Raw genomic sequence first — 25,088 nt, 5'->3', positions numbered from 1 at the left:
TTATATAATAATAAAATATTTATAATTACTTTATAACAATAGATTTTCAAAATAATATAGTTATAGCTATAGTTTTTATTTCCGAATACATATTCTAATTACGTTCTTTATTTGAAAATTGGCCACAATTCTTTATAGAACTATTTTGTAATTATCTATTTACTTTAAATAAGAACATAGTAATTTATAGCTTTATGCTATTTTTTTACTTATGTTAATATTATTAATTTTAATAATATTTGATGTAAATTCATAGATATATAAGAAGAGTAATATAGATGGAGGAGCCTATTTTGAATTTTCTTCTTTATTTAGATGAATTATTAATAAAAGGATTATCTTCCTTGATAGCGGAAGGCTTTATTGAGGTTTTAACTAAGAGAAGAACATGCGATAGAACCTTAAGTGGTAAATTACACAATGAGAGTAAAGAAACAAATTTTTGTGAAGATAGATATAGTAAAGATAAAAGAGAGGGGTATAAAGGCTATACTAATTCAGATGCAAGTACATATACTTATGGATGTGATAATGATAGCACCATAGAAGAACGAGGGTTTGTTAGGATAGAGGAAGAGGAAAAAAGAATTTTTACTATGTTTACTTTTCATAGAAACATAGTAACCAGCCTACAAGATAAAGGAGAACTAAAAACTTTAAGTGATGTATGCTCAGGTAATGTAAACGAAGGTGATTATGTACAAGTGAATGGAACAATATGTAGTGAGTCTTTAAGTGAATATGTAGATTCATTGAAGACTATTATAAATTGTTTTGGATGTGATAAATTAAATGAACTCTCAGCAGATATTGACTGCTTAGATTTTAATATAATCGATAAATTTTTAAGCGAAATTCAATCCAAATTACATCTAAACAATACAAGTGATCTAATATTAAGGTGTCAAAATAAGGATATAGTATTGACAATAAATAATAGTTATTTTTTAAACAATAATGCTAATAAATTAGATAATATAGATTGTAATTGTAACATAGTTGGGAAAATAGTTAAAAAATGTTGTAATAATGATAATGTCCATTTTTTAAGAAAGACAGGACAACAAGATTTTTATGAAGAGATGTTATATAAATGTATACCAGCATTCGACTGTCTATATAAGTTAGGAATTACTCCACCTAAATGTCCTAGAGTAAAAATTACAGATAATCCTTATCAAATCATTCCTATAAGCATATATGTTTGAAAAAGACACATATATAAATATGTGTCTTTTAATTTTAAAAATTAAATTTCAATTGGAATTTTAAATTTAATTTAGAGTCATTTAAATTTGCTTCTTTTATAGAAATCCCATAATCTTTATATAAAGATATAAAAATATCGTTATTCGCCTCTTCCTTCCATATTATCGAGTTATTTTTTATATGATCGAATATATATGATTTAGGAATATCAATAAATCCTACTTTCCCATAATTATAATGAAGAACTGCATTATTATTTTCAGCAGAAATAGTAAAATTTATAACTGCTTGAAGGGGAATTCCTTTATAGTCAAAATTAATATATAATAGTAAGTGATTATTATCAATTACAGTTTGTAGACCTTTTAGTTCATCAGATTGTATAGAATTATCTTTAATAAAAGCAATAATTAAATTAGTTATCTCCTCTTCACTAAATGATGCTGATGATTCTAATTTAATACCTGATAAATTTAAATCTACATCCTTTGGAATAAATTTTCCGAGTAGATTTTTAGTATCAACTTGAACTTCAGAATTAATTGAAGTTACTTGAACTTTAGGTTCAAAGCTAACTTTATATGTAATAAAAAGTGATATAATAATAATTATGATTATTATTAGTATTGTTAGTATTTTTTTACTTAATTTATTCATAAGAACACCTCAAAATCTTATCATTAAATATAAATTTAATGATTTAATATTAAATATAATTATATCAATGAAGGGATTAATATACAAATGAACAATAACATAGAGGCTTATTATTATATAGAAGGGGAAACTAATAATTTTATATTACAATATATTATTAAAGATCCTAGTAATAATAAAGTTTTAATAAAAATAAAGAAAAGATTAAAAGAAGAATCTTATAAAATAGCATACTATCATGGACTACATTATATTTGTAAAAACATACTTTCTCTTATTTCTTTAAATGAAATAGAAGCAGATAGAAATATTATCTTTTTTACTGATAAAAAAGATGTAGTTAATAAAATAAATAAGAAAAGTTTTTCTTATAATGAAGAGTATGAATATATACAGTTCTTTTTAGATAAGTTTTATAATTATAAATGTATAGAAATAAAGAATGTAAGAAAAATAATAAGCAAAGAAAAAAGACCTCCAATGGCATTATATATTAGATGCAAAAAAGCTGGAAAGGAGTATAGAAAGCTTATAAAAAGAAATAGTACATTATTAAAATTAAATAAGTATCTTATTAAAGCAAAAGAACTTATATTTTTTGATTTTGAAATGAATTGTCTTGTAAATTTTAATGATGTAGAAATAATAAGTATAGGAGCCGTAAAAACAACATTAGATGGTGAAATAATATCTAAATTTTATAGATGTATAAAACCTAAAAAAATATATAAATTAACAGATAAATGTATAGAAATAACTTCTTTAAAACAAGAAGAAATAGATAAAGCTAAAAGTTTTGAGAGTGTTTTTAAAGAGTTTGAATTATGGTGTGGAAATAATGATAAACTATTTTTATATTGGGGTGGAAATGATATTGCAGTTTTAAAAAATGATAATAATAGAACAAAAGAGAACATTGAAATTGTTAATTATATTCTTAATTATAATATTGACTATCAAGAAGTATTATGTAAAGATATATTAAAGTTAGATGATTCATTATCTTTAAAAAATGCAGTTTTAAAATATGGTATTTTATTTGAAGGGTCACAACATAATGCATTAGATGATAGTTATAATTTAAGTAAATTATATTTTGAAGAAAGAAAGAGTAGATAATAAAAATTATTATCTACTCTTTTATAGTGGAAAAAAACATCCTACTATTATTCCCAATATTATTCCTCCTAGAACTTCAAATGGAGTATGACCTAATAACTCTTTTAATTTGGTATGATCGAATGTGAATTTATTATCTGCTGATAATATTAAATTTAGTAGTTTAGCATGTTCACCGGCAGCTCTTCTAATACCCATTGCATCATACATTACAATTGATGCAAATACAAATGAAAGAGCAAAAATAGGAGATTCAAATCCACTTGTTCTACCTATTCCTACAGTTAATGAAACTATAAAGGCTGAATGTGAACTTGGCATTCCGCCTGTTTCAAATAATCTATTAAAATCTATTTTTTTTGTTACTATGTACCCAAAAGGTATTTTTAAAAATTGAGCTAAAAATAAAGCTATCAAACTTAAAATAATTAATTTATTTTCTACTATCATATATATCACTCCATATTTTACAACTATTTTTATTATACCTTTTAAGTGAAAAAATAATAAGCTAATAAAAGAAAATTTTAATTTAAGTATATGAACAAATATTAAAAAAAGTTAAGTTAATAAGAGTTAATTCCAATAATATGATAAAATGAAAAAAAGGGGGGATGACGTAAAGATGATCAATATTGCCATTTGTGATGATGACTATAATTTTTTAAATATATTCGAAAAACAAGTATATAATATATTTAAAAAATTTCAAGTTGATATAAATATTGAAAAGTATTCAGATAGCTTAAATTTTATACAAACATATAAAAAAAATTTCTATAATATAATATTTTTAGATATATGCATGCCTAATATAAATGGTCTACAAGTTGCTGAAAGAATAAAAAATATAGATAATAATACTGAACTTGTTTTTGTGACATCATTTGATAAATGTGTATATAGAAGCTTTAAATTTAGACCATTTAGATTCGTTAGAAAAAATAGAATAAATGATGAAATTGAAGAAGTAATAGAAGATTTTTTAGATTATTATAAAAAAGAAAATAGTATAATTTCATTTAAAATAAAAGATGGTTTTATAAACTTAAATAAAGATGAAGTATTATATTTTGATATTGAAAATAGAAAAATAAGGATACATACAAAAAACGAAATATATTATTCAAATAGTATAAAATTTAATAAATTTGTAGAAGTATTAGAGGAAGATGGATTCATAGAAGCGCATAGAGGATATTTAGTAAATAAGAAGTATATTAAAGAATATAGAAAGAATATTATTACATTATATAATAATGAAACTATTCCTGTAAGTAGATATAAAGTAAGTCAAGTTGAAAAAGTATTTAATAATGTACTTTGATGATATTAAAATTTTAAAATGAATTAATATTAAATAAAAATATTATAAGCACTTATAATATAAAAAAGTTTTTTTATTAATGAGCCTATATTTATAGGCTCATTTTTTTATAAATATAATTATATTATAAAAGTTTAATAATATAAAAATTAGTTTTTAATTAAAGTTGTATTAAACATGTTGATTTACTTATTAACATGTTTTACTATAAATGTATTATAAATAAAAGGGGGAAGTCTATTGCCAAAAATTATAAAGAATCTAGATGAAAAAATATTTAATGTTGCTTGGCAATTATTTACTGATAGAGGTTATGATAATGTTGACATTAAAGCTATAGCAAAAGAATGTGATGTTGCAGTAGGTACACTATATAATTATTATGGAAATAAACGTGATTTGTTCTTGAAAGTCTTAGAAAAAAGCTGGAATAATACTTTTGATAAATTAAAAAAAGAGTTAATTAAAGAAGAAAAAAATGAACTTAAGACAATAAAGTTTATTAACGTCTTATATGCTGATATCAAGGAAAGAAAAGGATTAGGAACTGAAATATTAAATCAAAATAAGATAATAAAAGAAACTATACTTATTCGCTTATATGAGTTTGTAAATGAGCTAGACCTACAAGATTTTAAAAGAACAACTGAAAAAGAAGTTATTAATTTAATTAAGTTGCTTTTATATAATATAGTTTTTTTAATTAATGTACGAGAAAATAATGATGATGCTAATATTAAGTTTCTAATTTCCATATTGAAAATATTTTAATTTTACTTGAATAAACATATATTAAGTAATAGTTTATATGGGGGATTTCATGTTATATAAGAAGTATTTAAAGAATCTAATAGATTGTGACATAATTCATGAACATGAATTTAATAAGGATAATATATTTTGTCATTATTGTGGAAATTTAATTGAAGACCAAAATTACATTGATGAAAATGAAGGTGAAGTATATTGTTCAATGGAATGTTACAGAAAAAAAATTGAAGAAGAGTATTTTTAAGCTAGTTATAAAAACTAGCTTTTTTTATACTGTAATAAAAAAACTAAAGTTGCTAATAATAAATTTAATATAAAAAAGGAGGGATACACATGCCTATTCCAGTAATTACATCTATAATCTCAGCATTATCAATTTTAGCTGGTTCAGCACTAGGAGCTTGGTTTAGTTGGCTTATAAATAATAAGATGCACAAAAGAAGGATGAGAGAAGAGCATGATATTATAGAGGATAATAGAAAATATGAAGAACGATTCAAGGTTAAAGAACTTTGTGCAAATGCAAATGTTATAAGATTAGATATATGTACTTCTATATATCAAAGTATACGAATAGTATCAAAAAGTAATGATATAAAGTATATTTATCCTATACCAATAAATAAAAATTATTCATGTGCAGTTTCGACTTTAAGTGATAGATATAATATAAGAGAATTAAGTTATTTGTATCAGTTATATGGAATAATTGAGAAAGTAAATTATGATGTATTAAAATATAATGAAGGCATACAAGAGAAAAATTATGAAGTCATAAAAGGGTTTTATGCAATATTAGAAAAAATATATGGTGGAAATGTAAATAAAATTTTGAAGTTAAATATTGATACAGTATCCTATGAAAATTTATGTAATAATGAATATATTAAAAATGGATATAAAGACTTATTAAATACACTTAACAAATTATGTACAGAAGAAAATATAATAAAAGAAAAAAACAATTGAATTTATTAAGAAATATTTAAGATATATATAAGGAATAATAAATTGACAACTTATAGAAAAATATGTAAAATCCTTATGTATAGGAGTGATGGGGGAGTGAAAAAATCCAAAATAATAATATTAATAGGTTTATTAACTATATTAACAACAGTAATTATAGTAAAGCCAACAGAATTAAATCCTAAACATAAATTCTATTCTGTAAATTCTTTAATAGAATCTTTTAATAATAACCTTTTACGTGTTCAGGATGATAGGTTTAATAATATAGATACTCAAACTCTTTATGATTGTATATCTAAAAGAAAAAGACTATCCTATTCAGGAAATAATTATGATAAAGTTGAATTAAAAGATAATATAAAATTATCTGATGCTCAAAAAGAAACTATAATAAATGAATATATAGATAAAGCTAGTAAAATAAATAATTATAAGTTATCTAATGAAATTATTCCCTTTAGATTTAAAGGATACGGAATAACTTATATTTATGATTATACAAATGGGAGAAGTTCAGTCATTGACAAAATAAAAGTACCAATAACCCTTGATGCTATCGTAATAAAGGAAGATGGAAGTTATGTATTTGATTTATTTTGGTTTAATGAGTTAAATTCAGATGATCCTAATTATGAGGTAGCAAATGAGGTGATAAATTGATAGAGATTAAAGATGTTTCAATGAGTATAGATAATAAACAAATACTTACAAATGTAAATTTTGATTGTAATGAAGGACGAGTAGTTGGATTAATTGGACCAAATGGAGCAGGGAAAACAACTCTTATAAATTGTTTAACTGGCATATACAATCCACTAAAAGGAAATATATTGTATGATAGTATGGATGTTTTTGATAATTCTAAAGTAAAAGAATCTATAGGATATGTACAAGATGAAAATACATTTTTCTCTAACTTTAAAATAAAAGATATAAAAAAATATTATAAACTTGCATATAAAAATTTTAATGAAGATAAATTTTTAGAAATAAATAAACTATTTAAAATTCCATTAGATAAAAAAATATTCCAATTATCAAAAGGTATGAAAATGTGTGTAAATATTATGTTTGCATTTTCAATAAGTGCTAAATATTTAATACTGGACGAGCCAACTTCAGGGCTAGATGTTATCTTTAAAAAAAAGTTTTTTAATTTATTAAAAAATGAAGCAAAGGAAAACAATACAACTATAATATTAAGTTCTCATCATTTAAATGAATTAGAAAATATATGTGATGATATAGTTATTATAAATAACGGTAAAATTCTATATAATGATAGTCTTGAGAATTTAAATACTAAAGTAAAAAAGATTCAAGTAGCTTTTGATAAACCAATATATGAAGAGGATTTCTTAGAATTTAATGAAGTATTCTCTGTTAATAAAATAGGGCGAGTTTTTACATTAATAACAAAAGACTACAATGATATATTTATAAAAAAACTTAATAAACTAAATCCCATATTCATAGAAGAAATAAACTTAACTTTAGAGGATATGTTTATTTATCAAGTTGAAGAGGGGAGTATAAATGAAAAATATAATTAAAAAAAGCTTAATTTATCAATGGTTTTATACAACTAAGTGGGCAATATTATTAGCAACATTTATATGGACTGGCTATTTATATTTAGGTATTTACAGCAATAAGATTATAGATTTTAAAAATAGAATAGCTACGTTTATTAGTGATAAATTTATTTTAATCGATTTAAGTTCAATAATAGTATTTATTTGTTTAATAATATTAGTATATATTGCTGGAAATGGTCTTAAAAAAAGAAGTAAAATGATATTGATAAATAGTGGACCTTATAATAGAAATGAAATATTTTGGAATAATTTATTGTGTAATGTAAGTATAGTTATATTATTCATAGTTATATATATTTATTTAGGTATATGTATTAGATATAAACATAGTGATGTTTTGTATTATTGCTCTAATTATTATGAGGTATTATTTAAAGATTGTTTTAAGTTATTAGCTTTAGGTATATTAACTATTGCATATTCGCTTCTTATAGATAGATTATTTTCAAATTCTTTTGTTACGATAATTGCAATATTATTAATACCTGCATCTTTGTATATTTTTACTGTTATTAATATAGAGATACTTATTAAATCAGATCATCCAATATATACGTATATTATTCGTATAAGAGATGTTTTTCTATCTTATTTGAACTGTTTTCAATATGAACTTCAAAAAGAAAGTTACTTATATTATTTAGCAGATAATAATATGATAAATATATTTGGTGGTTTTTTAATTTTAATAATATCTTTTAGTATTTTATTTATAGTTAAATTATTAAATAAAAGAGTTAAAATAGAAAATATATCCAACTTTTTTGTTTTTAAAAATGTTAAGTATGTAATAACTTTTTTTGCATCTATTGCAATAGGATCATATGGATCATTTTTTATAAATGAAATTTTTATGATTAATTATTTTTATAATGAAAAATATATTATATCATTTATTTTTATAGAAATAATATTTATACTTATTTCTAATATAATTATAAATAGGCTTATATCTAAGTTTATAAAATAAAAGAAGAGGTTCGTAAGAAATATTTCTTACGAACCTCTTCTTTTATTTTAACAACATTTGTTTTAATTTATCTAGAGTAGATTTTGTCTTATCTAAATTTAAAATATAATCACTTAAGTTTGAATTTAAATAAGAAATTCCTCTATCAGTTATTGAATATACTTTTTTACTTCTTTTATTTGATATATCTTCACCACTCCATTTTGAAACTACATATTCTCTTTCTTCAAGTTCATATAAGCTTTCATATACAGTACTTGATGAAACTGGAAAGGGCATAGTAGTCGAATCAAACATATCTTTAAAATCAGTTAGAACTTTATTCCCAAATACGACTTCCCCTTTTGATAGCTCTTTAAGAATATATAACATGTATAACATTTTTGTATTTACAACATTTCTTGGTGCTACAATACGATTCCTTTTATCCATTATTATCCCTCCTAGTAATTACTTAACTATATTATACTTTAGTTACATATACTCGTAAATGATTATAAATAAATAACACAATTATATATATTATGAATAGTATATAATAACCAAAGATAAGGAGCTGATTAACATGTCAAGAAGATGTAGATGTAACAATTGTTGCTGTAATAATAATTGTGGTTGCAATAATTGTGGCTGTGGAGGATTTAATAATCGCGGATTTGGCAATTGTGGCTGTGGAGGATTCAACAACTGTGGATCTGGTAATTGCGGTTGTGGATTTGGAGGCACACCATTATTATGGATATTACTTTTAAGCCGTGGTTGTTTCTTCTAAAAGATAAATTTAATATGTAATATAAAAACTTAGGTTTTAACCTAAGTTTTTATATTACATATTAAATTATTGATTTATAAAATATTAATCCTCAATATAATTTATTTTATTGTAAAAATTTAAATTAATATATATAATCATAGAAGAAATACAATATTGGAGGATTATACATGGAAGAAAGATTACAAAAATATATGGCAAAGTGCGGAGTAGCATCTAGAAGGAAATGTGAATTATTAATTACTGAAGGAAAAGTTAAAGTAAATGGTTTATGTGTAAAAGAATTAGGTATAAAAGTAACTCCAAATGTAGACGTTGTAGAATATAATGATAAAATAATTGTACCAGAAGAAAAAAAGGTATATTTGATGTTATATAAACCTGAAGGATATATAACATCTCTTAATGATGAAAAAGGAAGAAAAACTATTATAGATCTAATTAATATTAATGAAAGAGTATTTCCAATAGGAAGACTTGACTATGATAGTTCAGGTCTATTACTTTTAACAAATGATGGAGACATTTATAATAAAATAATTCATCCAAGAGTAAAAATTAAAAAGAAATATATAGCAGTTGTAAAAGGAAGGTTTACTCAAAAAGAAATGGATTTATTCATGAATGGAGTAGATATTGGTGGGTATGTAACCGCTAACTGTGAAATTAAAGAAATCTCTTTTGAAAATAATAATTCTACAGTAGAGATAGTCATACATGAAGGGAAAAATAGGCAAATAAGGAAAATGTGTTCGGCATTCAATCATCATGTAGTAAGCTTAAAGAGAATTTCTGTAGGGAATATTAAACTTGGATATTTAAAGAAAGGTGAATATAGAGAATTAACAAAAGATGAACTTAATTATATTAATTCTTTATAATAAATACTTATTTCATGATCTAATACATGATATATGTTAAGGAGGATTTTAAATGTTTAATTATGTAGGTGATATTAGTGAATTATCACATAATATAATTAATAATTATTTAAAAAATAAAAATGTAGCAATTGATGGTACCTTAGGAAATGGATATGACACTGATTTCTTATCTTTAAATTTTAATAAAGTATATTCTTTTGATGTTCAAGAGGAAGCTTGTATAAAATATAGTGATAAAAATAAAGATAATGTTACAGTAATTTGTGATTCACATCATAAATTTAATAATTATATAAATGAGAATGTTGACTGTATTATGTATAATCTTGGTTTTTTACCTGGGACCTCAAAGGAAATAACAACAAAACATAATACATCACTAGAAAGTATAAAAACTGGATTAGAAATTCTTAATCCAGGTGGAATTATGACAATATGCATTTATATTGGTCATGATGAAGGTAAAAAAGAACAATCTTGCATATTAAATTTTCTAGAAAAAATCTCCAAAAAAGAATATGGAGTGATGATTCATCAATTTTTAAACAGGAGCAAAGTGGCACCAATGCTTGTAGTTATCGAAAAAAATAGTTAAATATAAATTTATCAATATTGTAGTAATTTAATTGATACAAAAATAAAAAACTGTATTTTAAATATATAAAATATGAAATTTTTATTGAAAAAGCTATCATTAAGTGATAAAATTGTTATTGCAAAAGATTGTAAAGTAGGTAGATAATAATGGATAAAGATTTTAATGATAATAAAGATTTAATGAGATTAATTCAGATTAAATTTCAAAGATTAAGTAAGGGTCAAAAACTAATAGCAGAATATATATTAAATAATTATGATAAGGCTGCTTTTATGACAGCTGCAAAATTAGGAACGTCTGTAGGAGTGTCAGAATCTACAGTTGTAAGATTTGCTAACGAGTTAGGCTTTAGTGGATATCCAAAACTTCAGAAAGCTCTTCAAGAATTAATTAAAAATAAACTTACTACTGTACAGAGGCTGGAGCTTTCTAATGAATATGTATCTGATAGTGATGCACTAAAGGGAGTTTTAAAGGCTGATATTGAAAATATAAGAGCAACCCTTGAAAAGATTAATCCTAATGTATTTGAGGAAGTTGTAAATGAAATATTTAAAGCTAATAACATTTACATATTAGGGCTAAGAAGTTCAACAGCTATTGCAGAGTTTTTAGGGTTTTATTTAAATATAATTCTTCAAAATGTTAGAACTGTAAGCTATGGAATTTCAGATATATTTGAACAAATTATAAATGTTAAAGAAGGAGACTTAGTAATTGGTATAGGATTCCCAAGATATGCTTCAAAAACAATCGATGCATTAGATTTCTCAAAAGCAAAAGGAGCTAAAGTAGTTGCATTAACTGATAGTTTAATTTCTCCATTAGCATCTAAAGCTGATTTAGCATTAATTGCTCAGAGTAATATGGCATCATTTGTAGATTCCCTTGTTGCCCCATTATCATTAGTTAATGCTTTAATTATAGCAGTTGGAATGAGAGAGAAAGAGAATATTGCAAATACATTTGGTTCTTTAGAAGCAATTTGGCAAGATTATAATATATACCAAATAAATAATAAAACTATAGGTGAAAATGATGACTAGTCCATATGATTTTATATAGACTTCTTTTAGAAATTAATATATTTATATAACAAATGACTTTATGAACATTCATAAAGTCATTTGTTATATAAAAAAAAGGTCAATTTATAAGTATCTTATAAAAATATACTTATCTAAAAAAACATATTTGGCTAATATAAGCAAATAATCTATATAATAATATGTTATTTAGATTACCTTTATAAATATCTTATTTTAGTTAACTTTTTTTTTGTAGTGTAGTACAATTGTTTTAGCAATTAATTAAGGAGCTGATTAAATGAGTAAAATAGTAGTTATAGGAGCTGGCCCAGCAGGAATGATGGCAGCAATAACTGCAAGTAAAAATAATGAAGTGATTTTAATAGAAGGAAATGATAGATTAGGAAAAAAATTATTTATTACAGGTAAAGGAAGATGTAATGTAACTAATAGTAAAGATATTTCAGAATTTTTCAACTATATTCCTGGAAATCCTTATTTTTTATATAGTTCTTTATATACTTTTACTAATGAAGATACTATTAATTTCTTTGAGGATGAAGGTATTAAGTTAAAGGCTGAAAGAGGAGGAAGAGTTTTTCCAAACTCTGATAAATCTTCAGATATTATTAAGGGTTTATCAAAAGCTATGACAAAATGTAATATAAAAATAATGCTTAATAGTAAAGTAACTAGAATAATAAAAAATTGTAATAAAATAACTGGAGTTGAAATAAATAATAGTAATATAATCGAAGGAGATCACTTTATAATATGTACAGGTGGTGCTTCATATCCCCTTACAGGTTCTAGAGGAGAAGGTCAAAAGTTTGCTAAAGAACTTGGACATAAAATAAAAGAATTAAAACCATCACTTGTTCCAATAGAGATAAAGGATGAAATAGTAAAAGATCTAATGGGGCTATCTCTTAGAAATATTGAGCTAGCTATATATGAGAATAATAAAAAGGTATTTAAAGATTTTGGCGAAATGCTCTTTACTCATTTTGGTATATCAGGACCTCTAGTTTTAAGTGGTAGTAGATTTATCAAAAATAATAAAAATTATGAAGTAGTAATTGATTTAAAGCCCGCTCTAGATCTAAAAGCTTTAGATTTAAGAATACAAAAAGATTTTAAAAAATACATAAATAAAGATTTTAAAAATTCTTTAGATGATTTATTACCAAAAAAGATTTTACCTATAATTATAAAACTATCAAAAATTGATGAAAATAAAAAGGTTAATGAAATAACTAAGGAAGAAAGAAAAAATTTAGTTCATTTAATAAAAAACTTTAAACTTATAGTAAAAGGCCTAAGACCTTTAGAAGAAGCTATTGTTACAGCTGGAGGCGTAGATACAAAAGAGATAGACCCTTCAACAATGAGAAGTAAAATTATAGATAATTTATCTTTTGCAGGAGAAGTAATAGATGTTGATGCTTTTACTGGTGGATATAATGTACAAATAGCATTATCTACTGGATATGTAGCTGGAAGTAGTATCTAAAATGCTTGTTATAAAAAGAATATAATTATATAATGATACTTATAGTTGTTATTTAGAAAGGTGGAAAATAATTTGAAATTATCAGTTGCAATAGATGGTCCAGCGGGAGCAGGAAAAAGTACAATAGCTAAACTTGTAGCGAAAGAATTTGATTTAATGTATATAAATACTGGTGCTATGTATAGAGCTGTTGCTTTAAAAGCATCAGAAAATAATTTGAAAGCAGAAAACATTTCAGAAATCTGCAACTTAATATTAAATATGGAAATGCATTTTGAAAACGATGATTTAATTTTAAATGGTGAGAATATACAAGAAAAAATAACTATGCCAGAAATTAGCTCAATAGTTTCTGCATACGCTTCAATACCAGAAGTTAGAAAAATGCTTGTAAAATTACAAAGAGATATGTCAAATAAATATAATGTTATAATGGATGGTAGAGATATAGGAACAGTTGTATTAAAGGATTCAAACTTTAAAATCTTCTTAACTGCAACTCCAGAAGAAAGAGCAGAAAGAAGATATGCGGAATTATTAAATAGAAATATAGAATGTTCTTATGATGAAATATTAAAAGATATAATAAGAAGAGATCATGAAGACAGTACAAGAGCTATAGATCCATTAAGAAAAGCCGATGATGCCGTTGAGATTGATACAACTGGTCTAAATATTGAGCAAGTTACAAATAAAATAAATGAGTTTATAAAATCTAAGATTAATTAGTGTTATATTAGGAGTACAATTATGAGAAAAGTAATATTAGCAGAAAATGCTGGTTTCTGTTTTGGGGTACAAAGGGCAGTCGAAAAGTCTATTGATATAAAAAATCAGTATAGGAAAAAAATTTATACTTTAGGTCCACTTATTCATAATAGTGACGTTGTTAAATATTTAGAAGAAAATGATATTTATTCAATAGACTATAATAATCTAAATGAATTAGTAAATGGTGATGTTATTATCATAAGGTCACATGGGGTGCCAAAAGACGTTGTTGAAAATCTTAAGTCTAGAGGTCTTGAAGTTATAGACGCAACTTGCCCATTTGTTACTAATATACAAAAGAAAGTTGAAAAGTATTCAGATGATGGATATAACATAGTTATATTGGGTGATAAAGATCATCCAGAAGTTATTGGGATAAATGGATGGTGCAATAATAAAGCGACCATTACGCCAAATGGAGAATTTGATACAAAAATTTCTGATAAAATATGTGTAGTATCACAAACTACAGAAAAAGAAGAAAATTGGAATAATACTATTAATAATTTAGCTACTATGACAGATGAACTTCTATCATTTAATACAATATGCTCAGCTACAGAGGTAAGACAAAAAAGTGCATATGAATTATCAAATAAAGTAGATGCTATGATTGTTATAGGTGGTAAACATAGTTCAAATACAACAAAGCTTTATGAAATATCTAAAGCAAATTGTGAGAATACTATTCATATTGAAAATTCATTGGAACTACCAAGTGAATTTATAAATAAAAGCTTTAAAAAGATTGGTATTACAGCTGGTGCTTCAACACCAGATTGGATAATTAGGGAGGTTATTGATATTATGCAAGGTGAAAACATTAAAAATGATGAACAATTAAAATTAATGAATGAAATGGACAAAAGATTCCACATTGGTGATGAAATAGAAGGAGAGATATTATCTATAGCTAGAGATGAAGTTGTTGTATCACTTATTGGTTATAAATCTGATGGTATAATCCCTTTTAGAGAATTAACTGCAAAAGTTGATCCTAGTGAATACGCTTCAAATCTTAATGTTGGTGATACAATAAAAGCTAAAGTAATTAAACTTAACAATGAGAATGGATTTGTTGTTTTATCAAGATTAGAATATGAAAAAGAAGAAATAGTCTCTTCACTTGAAAATCTATTTAATAGTGGTGAAACTTTTGAACTGAAAATTTCTGAAATAAAAGAAAAAGGGCTAGTAGGTTATTATAATGGAATAAGAATATTTGTTCCTGCATCACAAATAGATATGAGATTTGTTAATAATAAAGATGAATATAAAGGTCAAACTTTAGTTGTTAAATTAATAGACTTTAATAAAGAAAATCCTTCAAGAGTTGTAGCTTCAAGAAGAATTGTTCAAGAAGAGGCAAAGGAAATTAATGAGCAACAAGTTTTAGGAGCTTTAAAAGTAGGAGATATAGTAAAGGCTGAAGTAAAAAGATTCACTAATTTTGGAGCATTTGCAGAAGTTAATGGTGTAGATGGATTAATTCATTTATCACAAATATCATGGAATCATGTAAAAAAGGCTGAAGATTATCTAAAGAGTGGAGATATAATTGATGTTAAGGTTATTGAATTAGATAAAGAAAATAAAAAATTATCACTTAGCATTAAAGAACTTACTCCTGAACCTTGGCAAAATGCTTCAGATAAATATCCTGAAGGATCAGTTGTACTAGGCAAAGTTGTTAGAATAAATGATTTTGGAGCATTTGTAGAATTAGAGCCTGGCTTAGACGGACTTGTTCACATATCCAAAATAAGTCATGATAGAATTAATAACCCAAGTGATGTTCTAAAAATAGGAGATGAAATAAAAGCTAAAATATTAGCTGTAGATGAAGATAATAAAAGAATAAGCTTAAGCATGAAAGATGTTTAATATATTATAACCCCTATTTTAGGGGTTATTTTAAAATAATAATTTATGGGGTGGGTATTCTTATATGGTACATTATGAGAAATTAAATAATAGAAATTTCTCTAATCTTACAACGTTAGTAAATGAGTTTTTTTATATAAATAAATATAGATGCAATATAATTTCACTTTATAATGATTTAAATTTCATAAAAAGAATGCTTTATAAAAATCAAATAATAATGATACTATTTAATAATAAATATATAGGTTATATATTTTTTGAAAACTCTTCTCTAGATACTATTATTATTAATGATTTATATATAAAAAATGAGTTCGTAAAATTAGTGAATATAGATGATATAAAAAAATTTGAAAATAAAATTATAGCTTATCAAGCTTATGAAGATGAAATAACAAAAGAGATTCTTATTAACAATTGTTTTAGTAAGAGTAAAATAACGAAATTATTAAAATATGATTTATATTCTAAAATAAAAATATCAAATGATACTAATATTTCATTTAGAACTTTTATGCCTAATACTGATGAGCAGTTACGATGTAAAATACAAAATGAGATTTTTAATGATACAGGAAGAGAACCTCTTCATATAAAAGATATTAAATATGAAGAAAGTCAGAAGTATTATAAAAAAGATTTATGCATTTTTATCTTATTAGATAATAAAGAAATAGGATATGGACAAATTGTATATAATAAAAATATGTATATGGTAGTTAACTTTGGTATTTTAAAAAAATATAGGGGATTGGGATATGGACAGTATTTATTAGAATATCTTATAAATCTAGCCTATGATATAGAACTATCTGAACTATATATAAGAGTTGACTATTCAAATTATAAGGCACTGAATCTTTATAGTAAAATAGGGTTTAAATTTATAGGATATTATAATACTTGGATAAAAGCATAATAAGAGTATATAAAATACATCATATTTATTACTTTAGATAACTAAAAAAGTTTTAACTATAATTTAAATATATATGATATTAAATATTCTAATCTTTTATTTCTTCCTTTTTTTATGCTATAATACATTAAGTAATTTTAAAATATAAATATATTTATAAGTCGGAGGAAATACAATGGAACTTGATATAAAAAAGTACGAAGATATTAATAAGAGCAATACAGGAAAACATTTCTTTATCACTACATATGGATGTCAAATGAATGAAGAGGATTCTGAAAAGCTTTCTGGAATGTTAAAACGAATAGGATATACTAAAACAGAAAATATTGAAGATGCTTCAATTGTACTTTTTAATACATGTTGTGTTAGAGAAAATGCGGAAAATAAAGTTTTTGGTAATCTAGGTATGATGAAAAAATACAAAAGAAAAAATCCTGATTTAATAATAGGAATATGTGGATGTATGATGCAGCAAGAAGGTATGGCTGATAAGGTATTAAAAACATTTCCTTACGTGGATATTATATTTGGTACTCATAATTCATATAAATTCCCTGAATATCTTAATAGAGTAAAAACTGAAGGTGTTCAAGTTAAGGAAATATTAAATAAAGAGACTGAAATAATAGAAGGAATTCCAATAGATAGAGAAAATAATACTAAGGCTTTTGTTACCATAATGTATGGCTGCAATAACTTTTGCACATACTGTATAGTTCCTTATGTACGAGGTAGAGAAAGAAGTAGAAAGTCTGAAGAAATAATAAAAGAAATTAAAGAATTAGTATCAAAAGGTTATAAAGAAATAACTCTTTTAGGGCAAAATGTTAATTCATATGGAAAAGGTTTAGAAGAAAAAATAGACTTTGCAAAATTACTTAGATTAATAAATGAGATAGATGGATTAGAAAGAGTTAGATTTATGACTTCTCATCCAAAGGATTTAAATGAAGATGTAATTTCTGCTATAAAAGAATGTGATAAACTTTGCGAGCAAATTCATTTACCAGTTCAAAGTGGATCAGACAGAATTTTAAAAGAAATGAATAGACACTATGACAGAGAAAGATATATGTATCTAATTAATAAAATTAAAGAAGAGATACCTAATGCAACTATAACTACAGATATAATAGTTGGTTTCCCGGGTGAAACTGAAGAAGACTTTAATGACACATTATCATTAGTTAAAGAAGTAGGATATAATGCTGCTTATACATTTATTTATTCAAGAAGAAATCATACTCCTGCAGATAGAATGGAAAATCAAGTTCCAGACGATATAAAACATGAGAGATTTAATAAGCTTGTACAAGCTGTTAATGAAGGTGTTATAAAAAGTAATAAGGGATATGAAGGGAAAATAGTAGAAATTTTAGTAGAAGGACCAAGTAAGAATGATGAAACAAAATTAATGGGACGAACTAGGAATGGAAAATTAGTTAATTTTGCAGGTGATAAATCACTAATAGGCCAACTTGTTAATTTAAAAATTGTTAGAGCTCAGCCTTTCTCACTAATAGGAGAATTATTATAAAATTTAAAAAATAAGGGATAGCTTTGTTATTTAGCTATCCTTTTTATTGTATATAGGTTGCATATATACTAACTTTAATTTATTCTATGTGTATACTCAAAAAATGTAGGTGAATTTAATGATAAAACAAAACTTTATAGAAGGATTTAATAGAAGTGTAACTACACGAAAGATAAATGATGGCATGAGAGTACTAAACAACGATCTAGTTGAAAATATAGATTATTTATATAATAGCTCAATAAATGAGATAAATATAAGTACAAATGTTATTTCAGAAGACCTTTATAGTAAATATAATTGTAATATAAATATAGATTCAAGCCTTTATGAGGTTACTAATACTAAATGTACATGTAGAGATTTTGAGAATAATGAGCTTAAATCTACTAACTATGCTTGTAAACATCTCTGTGCTTCATTTTATAGATTTTTAGAAAAATTAGAAGATGATTCTACTTTAAAAGAAAAACTTAAAAAAAATACTTTATTTGAACTAAATAAAGTATTAGATAGTAATAAATCTAATGCTATGCTAGATTTATTATGTAACAATAAAGATTTATTAAAAATTGATGTTTATATAAATAGAAATTCTTGGTCTCATAAAATAGGTGCTGAATTTAAAATTGGATTTAAAAATTCTAGAAATTCAAAAATGTATTTATTAAAAGATATAAATATGTTTCTTTTAAATAAATATAATTCTATTCCTATTTCATATGGAAAAGATTTTACTTTTGATATTAAAAAACAAAAATTTTCCTATAATGATATAAGACTTTTTAAATTTATTGAGATGTTAAAAGATATAGATATAAATTCAAATAACTTTAAGCGAAGTCAAGATAAGCATATTAATGGTAAGGAAATCTGGATACCTAAAGGTATGTTAAGAATGTTTTTTGAGATTATTAAGGAAAATAGAATATACTTAAATAATGGATTTTATTCTAGAAAAATAGAAAGTGAAATAATTGCTGATGATATTCCTCTTCCTATAGAGCTAAAAGAAAAAAATAATGGTATTTCTTTCACACTTCCTAGAGGACTTCCAGAAGATTTAGGCGGAAATGGTGATGTATTTCTTTATGATACTATAATATATATACCATCAATGAAGCAATGTGAAAAATTATATCCACTTATTAATACATTTATTAATACAGATGAGATTACTTTTTTAGAAAGTCAAAAAAGTAGAGTATATAAAGAGCTTATACCTACTATTAATGATTTATCTAATACAGTAATACTTGATGAAAATATAACTAAAAATATTGTATCAGCTCCTGTAAAATTCAAATTTTATTTTGACAGAGATAAAGTTATATTTTTAAAAGTAAATGTTAAATATGGTGATTATGAATTCAATATCTTTGATGAAATTAAAGATAAATACATTTATAGAGATACTATAAATGAGTCTAAAGTTATAAATACTTTAAAAAATATTGGAATAGAAAAAATTGACAATAAACTTTTTGCATTTTTGCGTGATGATAGTATAATATTTGATTTCTTTAAAAATAAAGTAAATATTATTCAAGAATTAGGAGAAGTATACTATTCTGAAAACTTTAAAGGTATAGTAAAACTTAATAAAAATAATTTTGAAGTTGAAGTTCGCAGGGGTAAAAATGATTATTTTGAATTTAAATACTCAGTATCAAATATATCAGAAGAAGAATTTTATAACATACTAAAAAGTTTTAAAGAAAATAAAAAATATTATAAATTAAAAAACGGAGATTTTTTAGATTTAGAAGAAATTCAAATAAAAGAATTTTTAATGTTAGTTGATACTTTAAGTGATAAGAAATTATCTGATGATACAATTGCTTTTACAAAAGGAAAAAGTTTATATGCAAATAAAAAGCTAACAGAATTATTTGGAATATTTAAAGGAGATTCTATTTTAAATGATATATCAGATAGATTATCTTCTAATAATTTATCAAAATCAACTATACCAAAAGGCTTAAATGCTAATCTAAGAGACTATCAAGTTTATGGTTTGCAGTGGTTTAAAGAACTATCAGATCTTGGGTTTGGTGGGATTTTAGGAGATGAGATGGGATTAGGTAAAACTCTTCAGGCTATTAGTTTTATATTATCAAAAGAAAAAAGTAAATCAATAATTATAGCTCCAACTTCTTTAATCTATAACTGGAGAGATGAGTTCTTAAAGTTTGCTCCAAGTATTAAAGTAGGTATTGTAAATGATGCTAAGAAAAAAAGATTAGAAATTCTAAATGATATTAAAGAGTATGATGTAATAGTAACTACCTATAACTTATTTAGAATAGATTATGAATTATATAAAAATATTGAGTTTGATTTTTGTTTTTTAGATGAAGCTCAATATATTAAAAATTTTTCAGCTAAAAATACAAAAGCATGTAAAAAAGTCAATGCAACAAATAGATTTGCTCTCACAGGGACCCCTATTGAAAATAATTTAATGGAGTTATGGTCTATTTTTGATTTTATTATGCCTGGCTTCTTATATGATAAAGATAGTTTTAACTCTAAATTTAATAGAACTCTAAATGAAGATGAAGTTATATTAGATGAATTAAAATTATTAATATCTCCTTTTATATTAAGAAGACGTAAAAAAGATGTTTTAAATGAATTACCTGATAAAATTGAAAAGATAATCAAAGTAGACATGGATAAAGAACAAAAAAAGATATATGCATCTTATGCAAAACATGTAAATGATATAATAGAGAATAAGGTTAAAAATGATGAATTTAATACAAGTAAGATTGAAATATTATCATATATAACTAAACTAAGGCAAATTTGTTTAGATCCATCTCTTGTTATGGAAGATTATAAGGGTGATAGTGGCAAGTTAATTGCATTAAGAGAATTATTACTTGATATGACTTCTGATGGACATAAAATATTAGTATTCTCTCAGTTTACTTCTGTATTAAATAAAATTAAAGATATGTTGCAAACTGATGATTTATCTTATTATTATTTAGATGGATCTACCAAATCATCTACTAGACAAGAATTGGTTAATAAGTTTAATAAAGATGATACAAAGGTATTCTTAATATCATTAAAAGCTGGTGGTACTGGATTAAATTTAACAAGTGCAGATGTTGTTATACATTTTGATCCTTGGTGGAATCCAGCTGTAGAAGAGCAAGCTACCGATAGGGCTCATAGAATTGGTCAAGAAAATATTGTTGAAGTTATAAAGCTTGTTTCTGAAGGTACTATTGAAGAAAAAATTATAAGTCTTCAAAATCGTAAAAGAGAACTTATTGAGAATCTTATTGGAGAAGATTCTTTAAATACTAAATTATTTAGCAATCTATCTAATGAAAATATACTAAAACTTTTTGATAGAGATTTATAAAAGCTAATAAATTACATTAGTTTAAGACAATACTTTAAGTTCATAGGTATTGTCTTATTCTTTCATTACAAGAGACCAATTAATAATCTCTTCAAAACTTAAAATAATCTACTTGATAAAGCGTAGGTGCTTTTATTATATCTAAAATTAAAGCAATTATTACTATAAAATATTTATTTAGATGTTAGAAATAAATATTTTTTAATAACTAAATTACATAAATCAATTTATAGGACCTCCTTAGAGGTCCTTTTTATTTATTCAATTAAATTTTTATGTTATACTTCATTATGTTATAATCTTATAGAAATAAGTAAATATCACTATTCTAGCAATTATTTTTGACTTTTAAAAAAATTATGCTGAACGTCAAAAATAATCAGATAAAATCGTTAAAATAAGTGGATTTTATTCCATATGAAATATATGGTAAGTTGTTATAATCCTTAATTTTATAAGAATTAAGGATAAAAAGTTAAAGGAAGTGAAAGTGTATGGCGTTAACTCCCATGATGAAACAATATTTTGAAATAAAGGAAAATTATAAAGATTGTATAGTCTTTTTTAGATTAGGAGATTTTTATGAAATGTTCTTTGATGATGCCAAAACTGCATCAAAGGAACTTGAATTAGTATTAACTGGCAGAGATTGTGGTTTAGATGAAAGAGCACCTATGTGCGGTATACCATTTCATGCCTCTTCAGGATATATATCAAGATTAGTTACTAAGGGATATAAAGTAGCTATTTGCGAGCAAGTTGAAGATCCAAGTGCTTCTAAAGGTATAGTAAGAAGAGATGTAATTAAAGTTATAACTCCTGGTACATATGTAGATAACACTAGTGAAAATAATTCTAATACATATCTACTAGCTATATATGAAGAAAATAATACTACTGGAATTGCATTAACTGATATAAGTACTGGAGAATTCAAAACAACATCGTTTACTACTATTAAAAGTACGTTATTTGATGAAATAACAAAAATTAATCCAAAAGAAATAATAGTTGATATAAATATAACTGATAAATTTGCAGATGAATTATCAAATTATACAACCGCATTATTAACAAAGAAGGATTTAGCTAGCTTTAGAGCTACTGATGATGAATTAATATTACAATTTAGTGAAGCAGAACTTTCAGAGTTAGATTATGCTAGCAAAATAGCATGTAAGATATTACTTAAGTATGTTTATGAAACACAAAAAATGAGTCTTGCAAATATTAATTTCCTTGAAAAATACGATATAATTAATTATATGACTATTGATGGTAGCTCAAGAAGGAATTTAGAACTTACTGAAAATATAAGAGAGAAGAGTAAAAAAGGTTCTTTACTTTGGGTAATGGATAAAACTTGCACTTCAATGGGAGCAAGAGTATTAAGAAAATGGATAGATGAACCTCTTATATCTAAGTTTGAAATAGAAAAAAGATTAGATGCTGTAGAAGAACTTTATAGTGCAATAGGACTAAATGAAGATATTAGAATTGCACTTAAAGATATATATGATATAGAAAGAATTGTAGGGAAGATAGCAAATGGTAATGTCAATGGAAAAGATTTAGTTTCTCTTAGAGCTTCACTTGATAAATTACCATATATAAAAGAAACTTTGGGATGTTGTAAATCTGATTTGCTTAATGAATACTATGAAGAGTTAGATATATTAAAAGATTTAAAGGAATTATTATATAATGCAATCTTAGATGACCCTTCAATGAGTATTAAAGAAGGAAATATCATTAAAGATGGATATTCAGAAGAAGTGGATGAATTAAGAAAAGCAAAGCTTCACGGTAAAGAATGGATTGCATCTTTAGAAAACTCTGAAAGAGAAATTACTGGGATTAAATCTTTGAAGGTTGGATACAATAAAGTCTTTGGTTATTATATTGAAATTAGAAAGGCTAACTACTCATCAATACCAGAAGGAAGATATATAAGAAAGCAAACTCTTGCGAATGCTGAAAGATATATTACTCAAGACTTAAAAGAAATGGAAGATAAAATTTTAGGTGCAGAAGAAAAGCTAGTTAATCTTGAGTATAACTTATTTTTAGATATACGAAGTATTGTATCTGAACAAATATCAAATTTAAAAAAGAGTGCAAGAATCATTGGTAACTTAGATTCAATATCAACTTTATCAATAATTGCTTTAGAAAATGATTATGTAAGACCTAATATTAATGAAGATGGATTAATAAAAATAACAGATGGGCGACATCCTGTTGTTGAAAAAGTAATAGGTAGAGGTGAATTTGTTTCTAATGATACATTACTAAATAGCAATGACAATAGACTTTTATTAATAACTGGACCTAATATGGCTGGTAAATCAACTTATATGAGACAAGTAGCATTAATAACATTAATGGCTCAAATAGGATCATTCATTCCAGCTAAGCATGCAGATATATCAATATGCGATAAGATTTTTACAAGAATAGGAGCTTCTGATGATCTTGCAGGAGGAAAGTCTACATTTATGGTTGAAATGTGGGAAGTATCAAATATTTTAAATAACGCAACCCACAAAAGTTTAGTATTATTAGATGAAGTTGGAAGAGGTACATCAACATATGATGGACTTAGTATAGCTTGGTCAGTTATAGAACATATTTCCAAAAATAACAATTTAAAATGTAATACATTATTTGCAACTCATTATCATGAATTGACAAAACTTGAAGGTAAAATACCAGGAGTTAAAAACTACTCTGTTGCAGTTAAAGAAGTAGAAGATAATATAATATTCTTAAGAAAAATTATTGAAGGTGGAGCAGATCAATCATATGGTATAGAAGTTGCAAAACTTGCCGGTCTTCCAAAAGAAGTAATAGATAGAGCAAAAGAAATATTGGATGAGTTAGAAGGAAATAATACTTATGAAAATAGTACTAAAGAAGTATTAAAGAAAGAATATGAAAAAGAAATTGCAGCTGAAAAAATTGAAGAGGAAATAGTAGAAGAAAAAGCTATTATAAATGAAAAAATCAATAATACTCACCATGACAATATGCAGCTTGACTTCTCTTTCATGGAAAAAGAAAATCTTATAAAGGAGCTTTCAGAGGTAGATATTTTAGAATTAAATCCTCTTGAAGCAATGAATAAACTCTATAAATTAGTTAGTGATGCTAAGAAGTTAAAATAGGGGT

23 protein-coding genes are annotated in these 25,088 nt (G+C 24.4%); 20 read left to right on the top strand and 3 right to left on the bottom strand.

Annotated features, from left to right (window positions below; all coding sequences use genetic code 11):
• The first annotated feature begins 293 nt into the window (after nucleotides 1-293).
• Nucleotides 294-1,208, top strand: coding sequence for a hypothetical protein (locus ACQPUW_RS06435; RefSeq protein ID WP_430836642.1), 915 nt, complete (start codon nucleotides 294-296; stop codon nucleotides 1,206-1,208).
• A gap of 34 nt (nucleotides 1,209-1,242) precedes the next feature.
• On the opposite strand, the gene ACQPUW_RS06430 is transcribed toward ACQPUW_RS06435, so the two are convergent.
• Nucleotides 1,243-1,866 (bottom strand): hypothetical protein, encoded by a 624-nt coding sequence (locus ACQPUW_RS06430; protein WP_430836641.1) that lies wholly within the window; start codon nucleotides 1,864-1,866, stop codon nucleotides 1,243-1,245.
• 87 nt (nucleotides 1,867-1,953) lie between these two features.
• Between ACQPUW_RS06430 and ACQPUW_RS06425 the strand changes: the two genes are divergently transcribed.
• Entirely contained in the window at nucleotides 1,954-2,985 is a 1,032-nt protein-coding gene (locus ACQPUW_RS06425) for an exonuclease domain-containing protein (protein WP_430836640.1), read from the top strand.
• A 21-nt stretch (nucleotides 2,986-3,006) separates the two neighbouring features.
• Here ACQPUW_RS06425 and ACQPUW_RS06420 read toward each other — a convergent pair whose 3' ends face one another.
• Nucleotides 3,007-3,435, bottom strand: coding sequence for a divergent PAP2 family protein (locus ACQPUW_RS06420; RefSeq protein WP_430836639.1), 429 nt, complete (start codon nucleotides 3,433-3,435; stop codon nucleotides 3,007-3,009).
• 175 nt (nucleotides 3,436-3,610) lie between these two features.
• Here ACQPUW_RS06420 and ACQPUW_RS06415 point away from each other — a divergent pair, with 175 nt between their 5' ends.
• From ACQPUW_RS06415 to ACQPUW_RS06385, 7 genes are all read left to right on the top strand, one after another.
• Entirely contained in the window at nucleotides 3,611-4,312 is a 702-nt protein-coding gene (locus ACQPUW_RS06415) for a LytR/AlgR family response regulator transcription factor (protein WP_430836638.1), read from the top strand.
• A gap of 240 nt (nucleotides 4,313-4,552) precedes the next feature.
• On the top strand, nucleotides 4,553-5,083 hold the full coding sequence (locus ACQPUW_RS06410) for a TetR/AcrR family transcriptional regulator (protein ID WP_430836637.1): 531 nt from the start codon (nucleotides 4,553-4,555) through the stop codon (nucleotides 5,081-5,083).
• 49 nt (nucleotides 5,084-5,132) lie between these two features.
• Complete coding sequence (locus tag ACQPUW_RS06405) at nucleotides 5,133-5,327, top strand: hypothetical protein (RefSeq protein ID WP_430836636.1); 195 nt, start codon at nucleotides 5,133-5,135, stop codon at nucleotides 5,325-5,327.
• A gap of 89 nt (nucleotides 5,328-5,416) precedes the next feature.
• Nucleotides 5,417-6,052, top strand: coding sequence for a hypothetical protein (locus tag ACQPUW_RS06400; protein WP_430836635.1), 636 nt, complete (start codon nucleotides 5,417-5,419; stop codon nucleotides 6,050-6,052).
• A 96-nt stretch (nucleotides 6,053-6,148) separates the two neighbouring features.
• Nucleotides 6,149-6,715 carry a hypothetical protein gene (locus tag ACQPUW_RS06395; RefSeq protein ID WP_430836634.1) on the top strand — a complete coding sequence of 189 codons (567 nt, stop codon included), beginning with the start codon at nucleotides 6,149-6,151 and terminating at the stop codon, nucleotides 6,713-6,715.
• Nucleotides 6,712-7,608, top strand: a complete 897-nt coding sequence (locus ACQPUW_RS06390; RefSeq protein ID WP_430836633.1) for an ABC transporter ATP-binding protein — start codon at nucleotides 6,712-6,714, stop codon at nucleotides 7,606-7,608. The genes ACQPUW_RS06395 and ACQPUW_RS06390 overlap by 4 nt, the downstream gene beginning before the upstream one ends.
• Nucleotides 7,592-8,623 (top strand): hypothetical protein, encoded by a 1,032-nt coding sequence (locus ACQPUW_RS06385; RefSeq protein ID WP_430836632.1) that lies wholly within the window; start codon nucleotides 7,592-7,594, stop codon nucleotides 8,621-8,623. Before ACQPUW_RS06390 ends, ACQPUW_RS06385 begins: the two co-directional genes overlap by 17 nt.
• A 42-nt stretch (nucleotides 8,624-8,665) precedes the next feature.
• Here the strand turns inward: ACQPUW_RS06385 and ACQPUW_RS06380 are convergent, their stop codons facing one another.
• Nucleotides 8,666-9,055, bottom strand: a complete 390-nt coding sequence (locus tag ACQPUW_RS06380; protein ID WP_430836631.1) for a PadR family transcriptional regulator — start codon at nucleotides 9,053-9,055, stop codon at nucleotides 8,666-8,668.
• Nucleotides 9,056-9,188: 133 nt separating this feature from the next.
• On the opposite strand from ACQPUW_RS06380, the gene ACQPUW_RS06375 reads away from it, so the two are divergent.
• The 11 genes from ACQPUW_RS06375 (at nucleotide 9,189) to mutS (ending at nucleotide 25,084) form a co-directional block, all read left to right on the top strand.
• A complete protein-coding gene (locus tag ACQPUW_RS06375; protein WP_430836630.1) occupies nucleotides 9,189-9,395 on the top strand; it encodes a hypothetical protein in 207 nt (68 codons plus the stop codon).
• A 170-nt stretch (nucleotides 9,396-9,565) separates the two neighbouring features.
• Nucleotides 9,566-10,276, top strand: coding sequence for a pseudouridine synthase (locus ACQPUW_RS06370; RefSeq protein WP_430836629.1), 711 nt, complete (start codon nucleotides 9,566-9,568; stop codon nucleotides 10,274-10,276).
• A gap of 52 nt (nucleotides 10,277-10,328) precedes the next feature.
• Nucleotides 10,329-10,874 (top strand): tRNA (mnm(5)s(2)U34)-methyltransferase, encoded by a 546-nt coding sequence (locus ACQPUW_RS06365; RefSeq protein ID WP_430836628.1) that lies wholly within the window; start codon nucleotides 10,329-10,331, stop codon nucleotides 10,872-10,874.
• 149 nt (nucleotides 10,875-11,023) lie between these two features.
• Complete coding sequence (locus ACQPUW_RS06360) at nucleotides 11,024-11,923, top strand: MurR/RpiR family transcriptional regulator (RefSeq protein WP_221861034.1); 900 nt, start codon at nucleotides 11,024-11,026, stop codon at nucleotides 11,921-11,923.
• Between the two features lie 280 nt (nucleotides 11,924-12,203).
• Complete coding sequence (locus ACQPUW_RS06355) at nucleotides 12,204-13,418, top strand: NAD(P)/FAD-dependent oxidoreductase (protein WP_430836627.1); 1,215 nt, start codon at nucleotides 12,204-12,206, stop codon at nucleotides 13,416-13,418.
• Between the two features lie 72 nt (nucleotides 13,419-13,490).
• Nucleotides 13,491-14,147, top strand: a complete 657-nt coding sequence (cmk, locus tag ACQPUW_RS06350) for a (d)CMP kinase (protein ID WP_430836626.1) — start codon at nucleotides 13,491-13,493, stop codon at nucleotides 14,145-14,147.
• Nucleotides 14,148-14,168: 21 nt separating this feature from the next.
• The gene (locus tag ACQPUW_RS06345) at nucleotides 14,169-16,073 is read left to right on the top strand and encodes a bifunctional 4-hydroxy-3-methylbut-2-enyl diphosphate reductase/30S ribosomal protein S1 (RefSeq protein WP_430836625.1); all 1,905 of its coding nucleotides are present in this window, start codon (nucleotides 14,169-14,171) and stop codon (nucleotides 16,071-16,073) included.
• Between the two features lie 64 nt (nucleotides 16,074-16,137).
• The gene (locus ACQPUW_RS06340; protein ID WP_430836624.1) at nucleotides 16,138-16,995 is read left to right on the top strand and encodes a GNAT family N-acetyltransferase; all 858 of its coding nucleotides are present in this window, start codon (nucleotides 16,138-16,140) and stop codon (nucleotides 16,993-16,995) included.
• 175 nt (nucleotides 16,996-17,170) lie between these two features.
• Entirely contained in the window at nucleotides 17,171-18,535 is a 1,365-nt protein-coding gene (gene miaB, locus ACQPUW_RS06335) for a tRNA (N6-isopentenyl adenosine(37)-C2)-methylthiotransferase MiaB (protein ID WP_430836623.1), read from the top strand.
• A gap of 118 nt (nucleotides 18,536-18,653) precedes the next feature.
• Complete coding sequence (locus ACQPUW_RS06330) at nucleotides 18,654-21,917, top strand: DEAD/DEAH box helicase (RefSeq protein WP_430836622.1); 3,264 nt, start codon at nucleotides 18,654-18,656, stop codon at nucleotides 21,915-21,917.
• 494 nt (nucleotides 21,918-22,411) lie between these two features.
• The gene (gene mutS, locus ACQPUW_RS06325; protein ID WP_430836621.1) at nucleotides 22,412-25,084 is read left to right on the top strand and encodes a DNA mismatch repair protein MutS; all 2,673 of its coding nucleotides are present in this window, start codon (nucleotides 22,412-22,414) and stop codon (nucleotides 25,082-25,084) included.
• The last annotated feature ends 4 nt before the right edge of the window (nucleotides 25,085-25,088 follow it).

The sequence above is a fragment of the Clostridium sardiniense genome, from assembly GCF_050584765.1.
Classification (GTDB): domain Bacteria; phylum Bacillota; class Clostridia; order Clostridiales; family Clostridiaceae; genus Clostridium; species Clostridium sardiniense_A.
The sequence above is the reverse complement of the archived record's forward strand: the minus strand, read 5'-3'. Positions and strand labels throughout refer to the sequence as shown.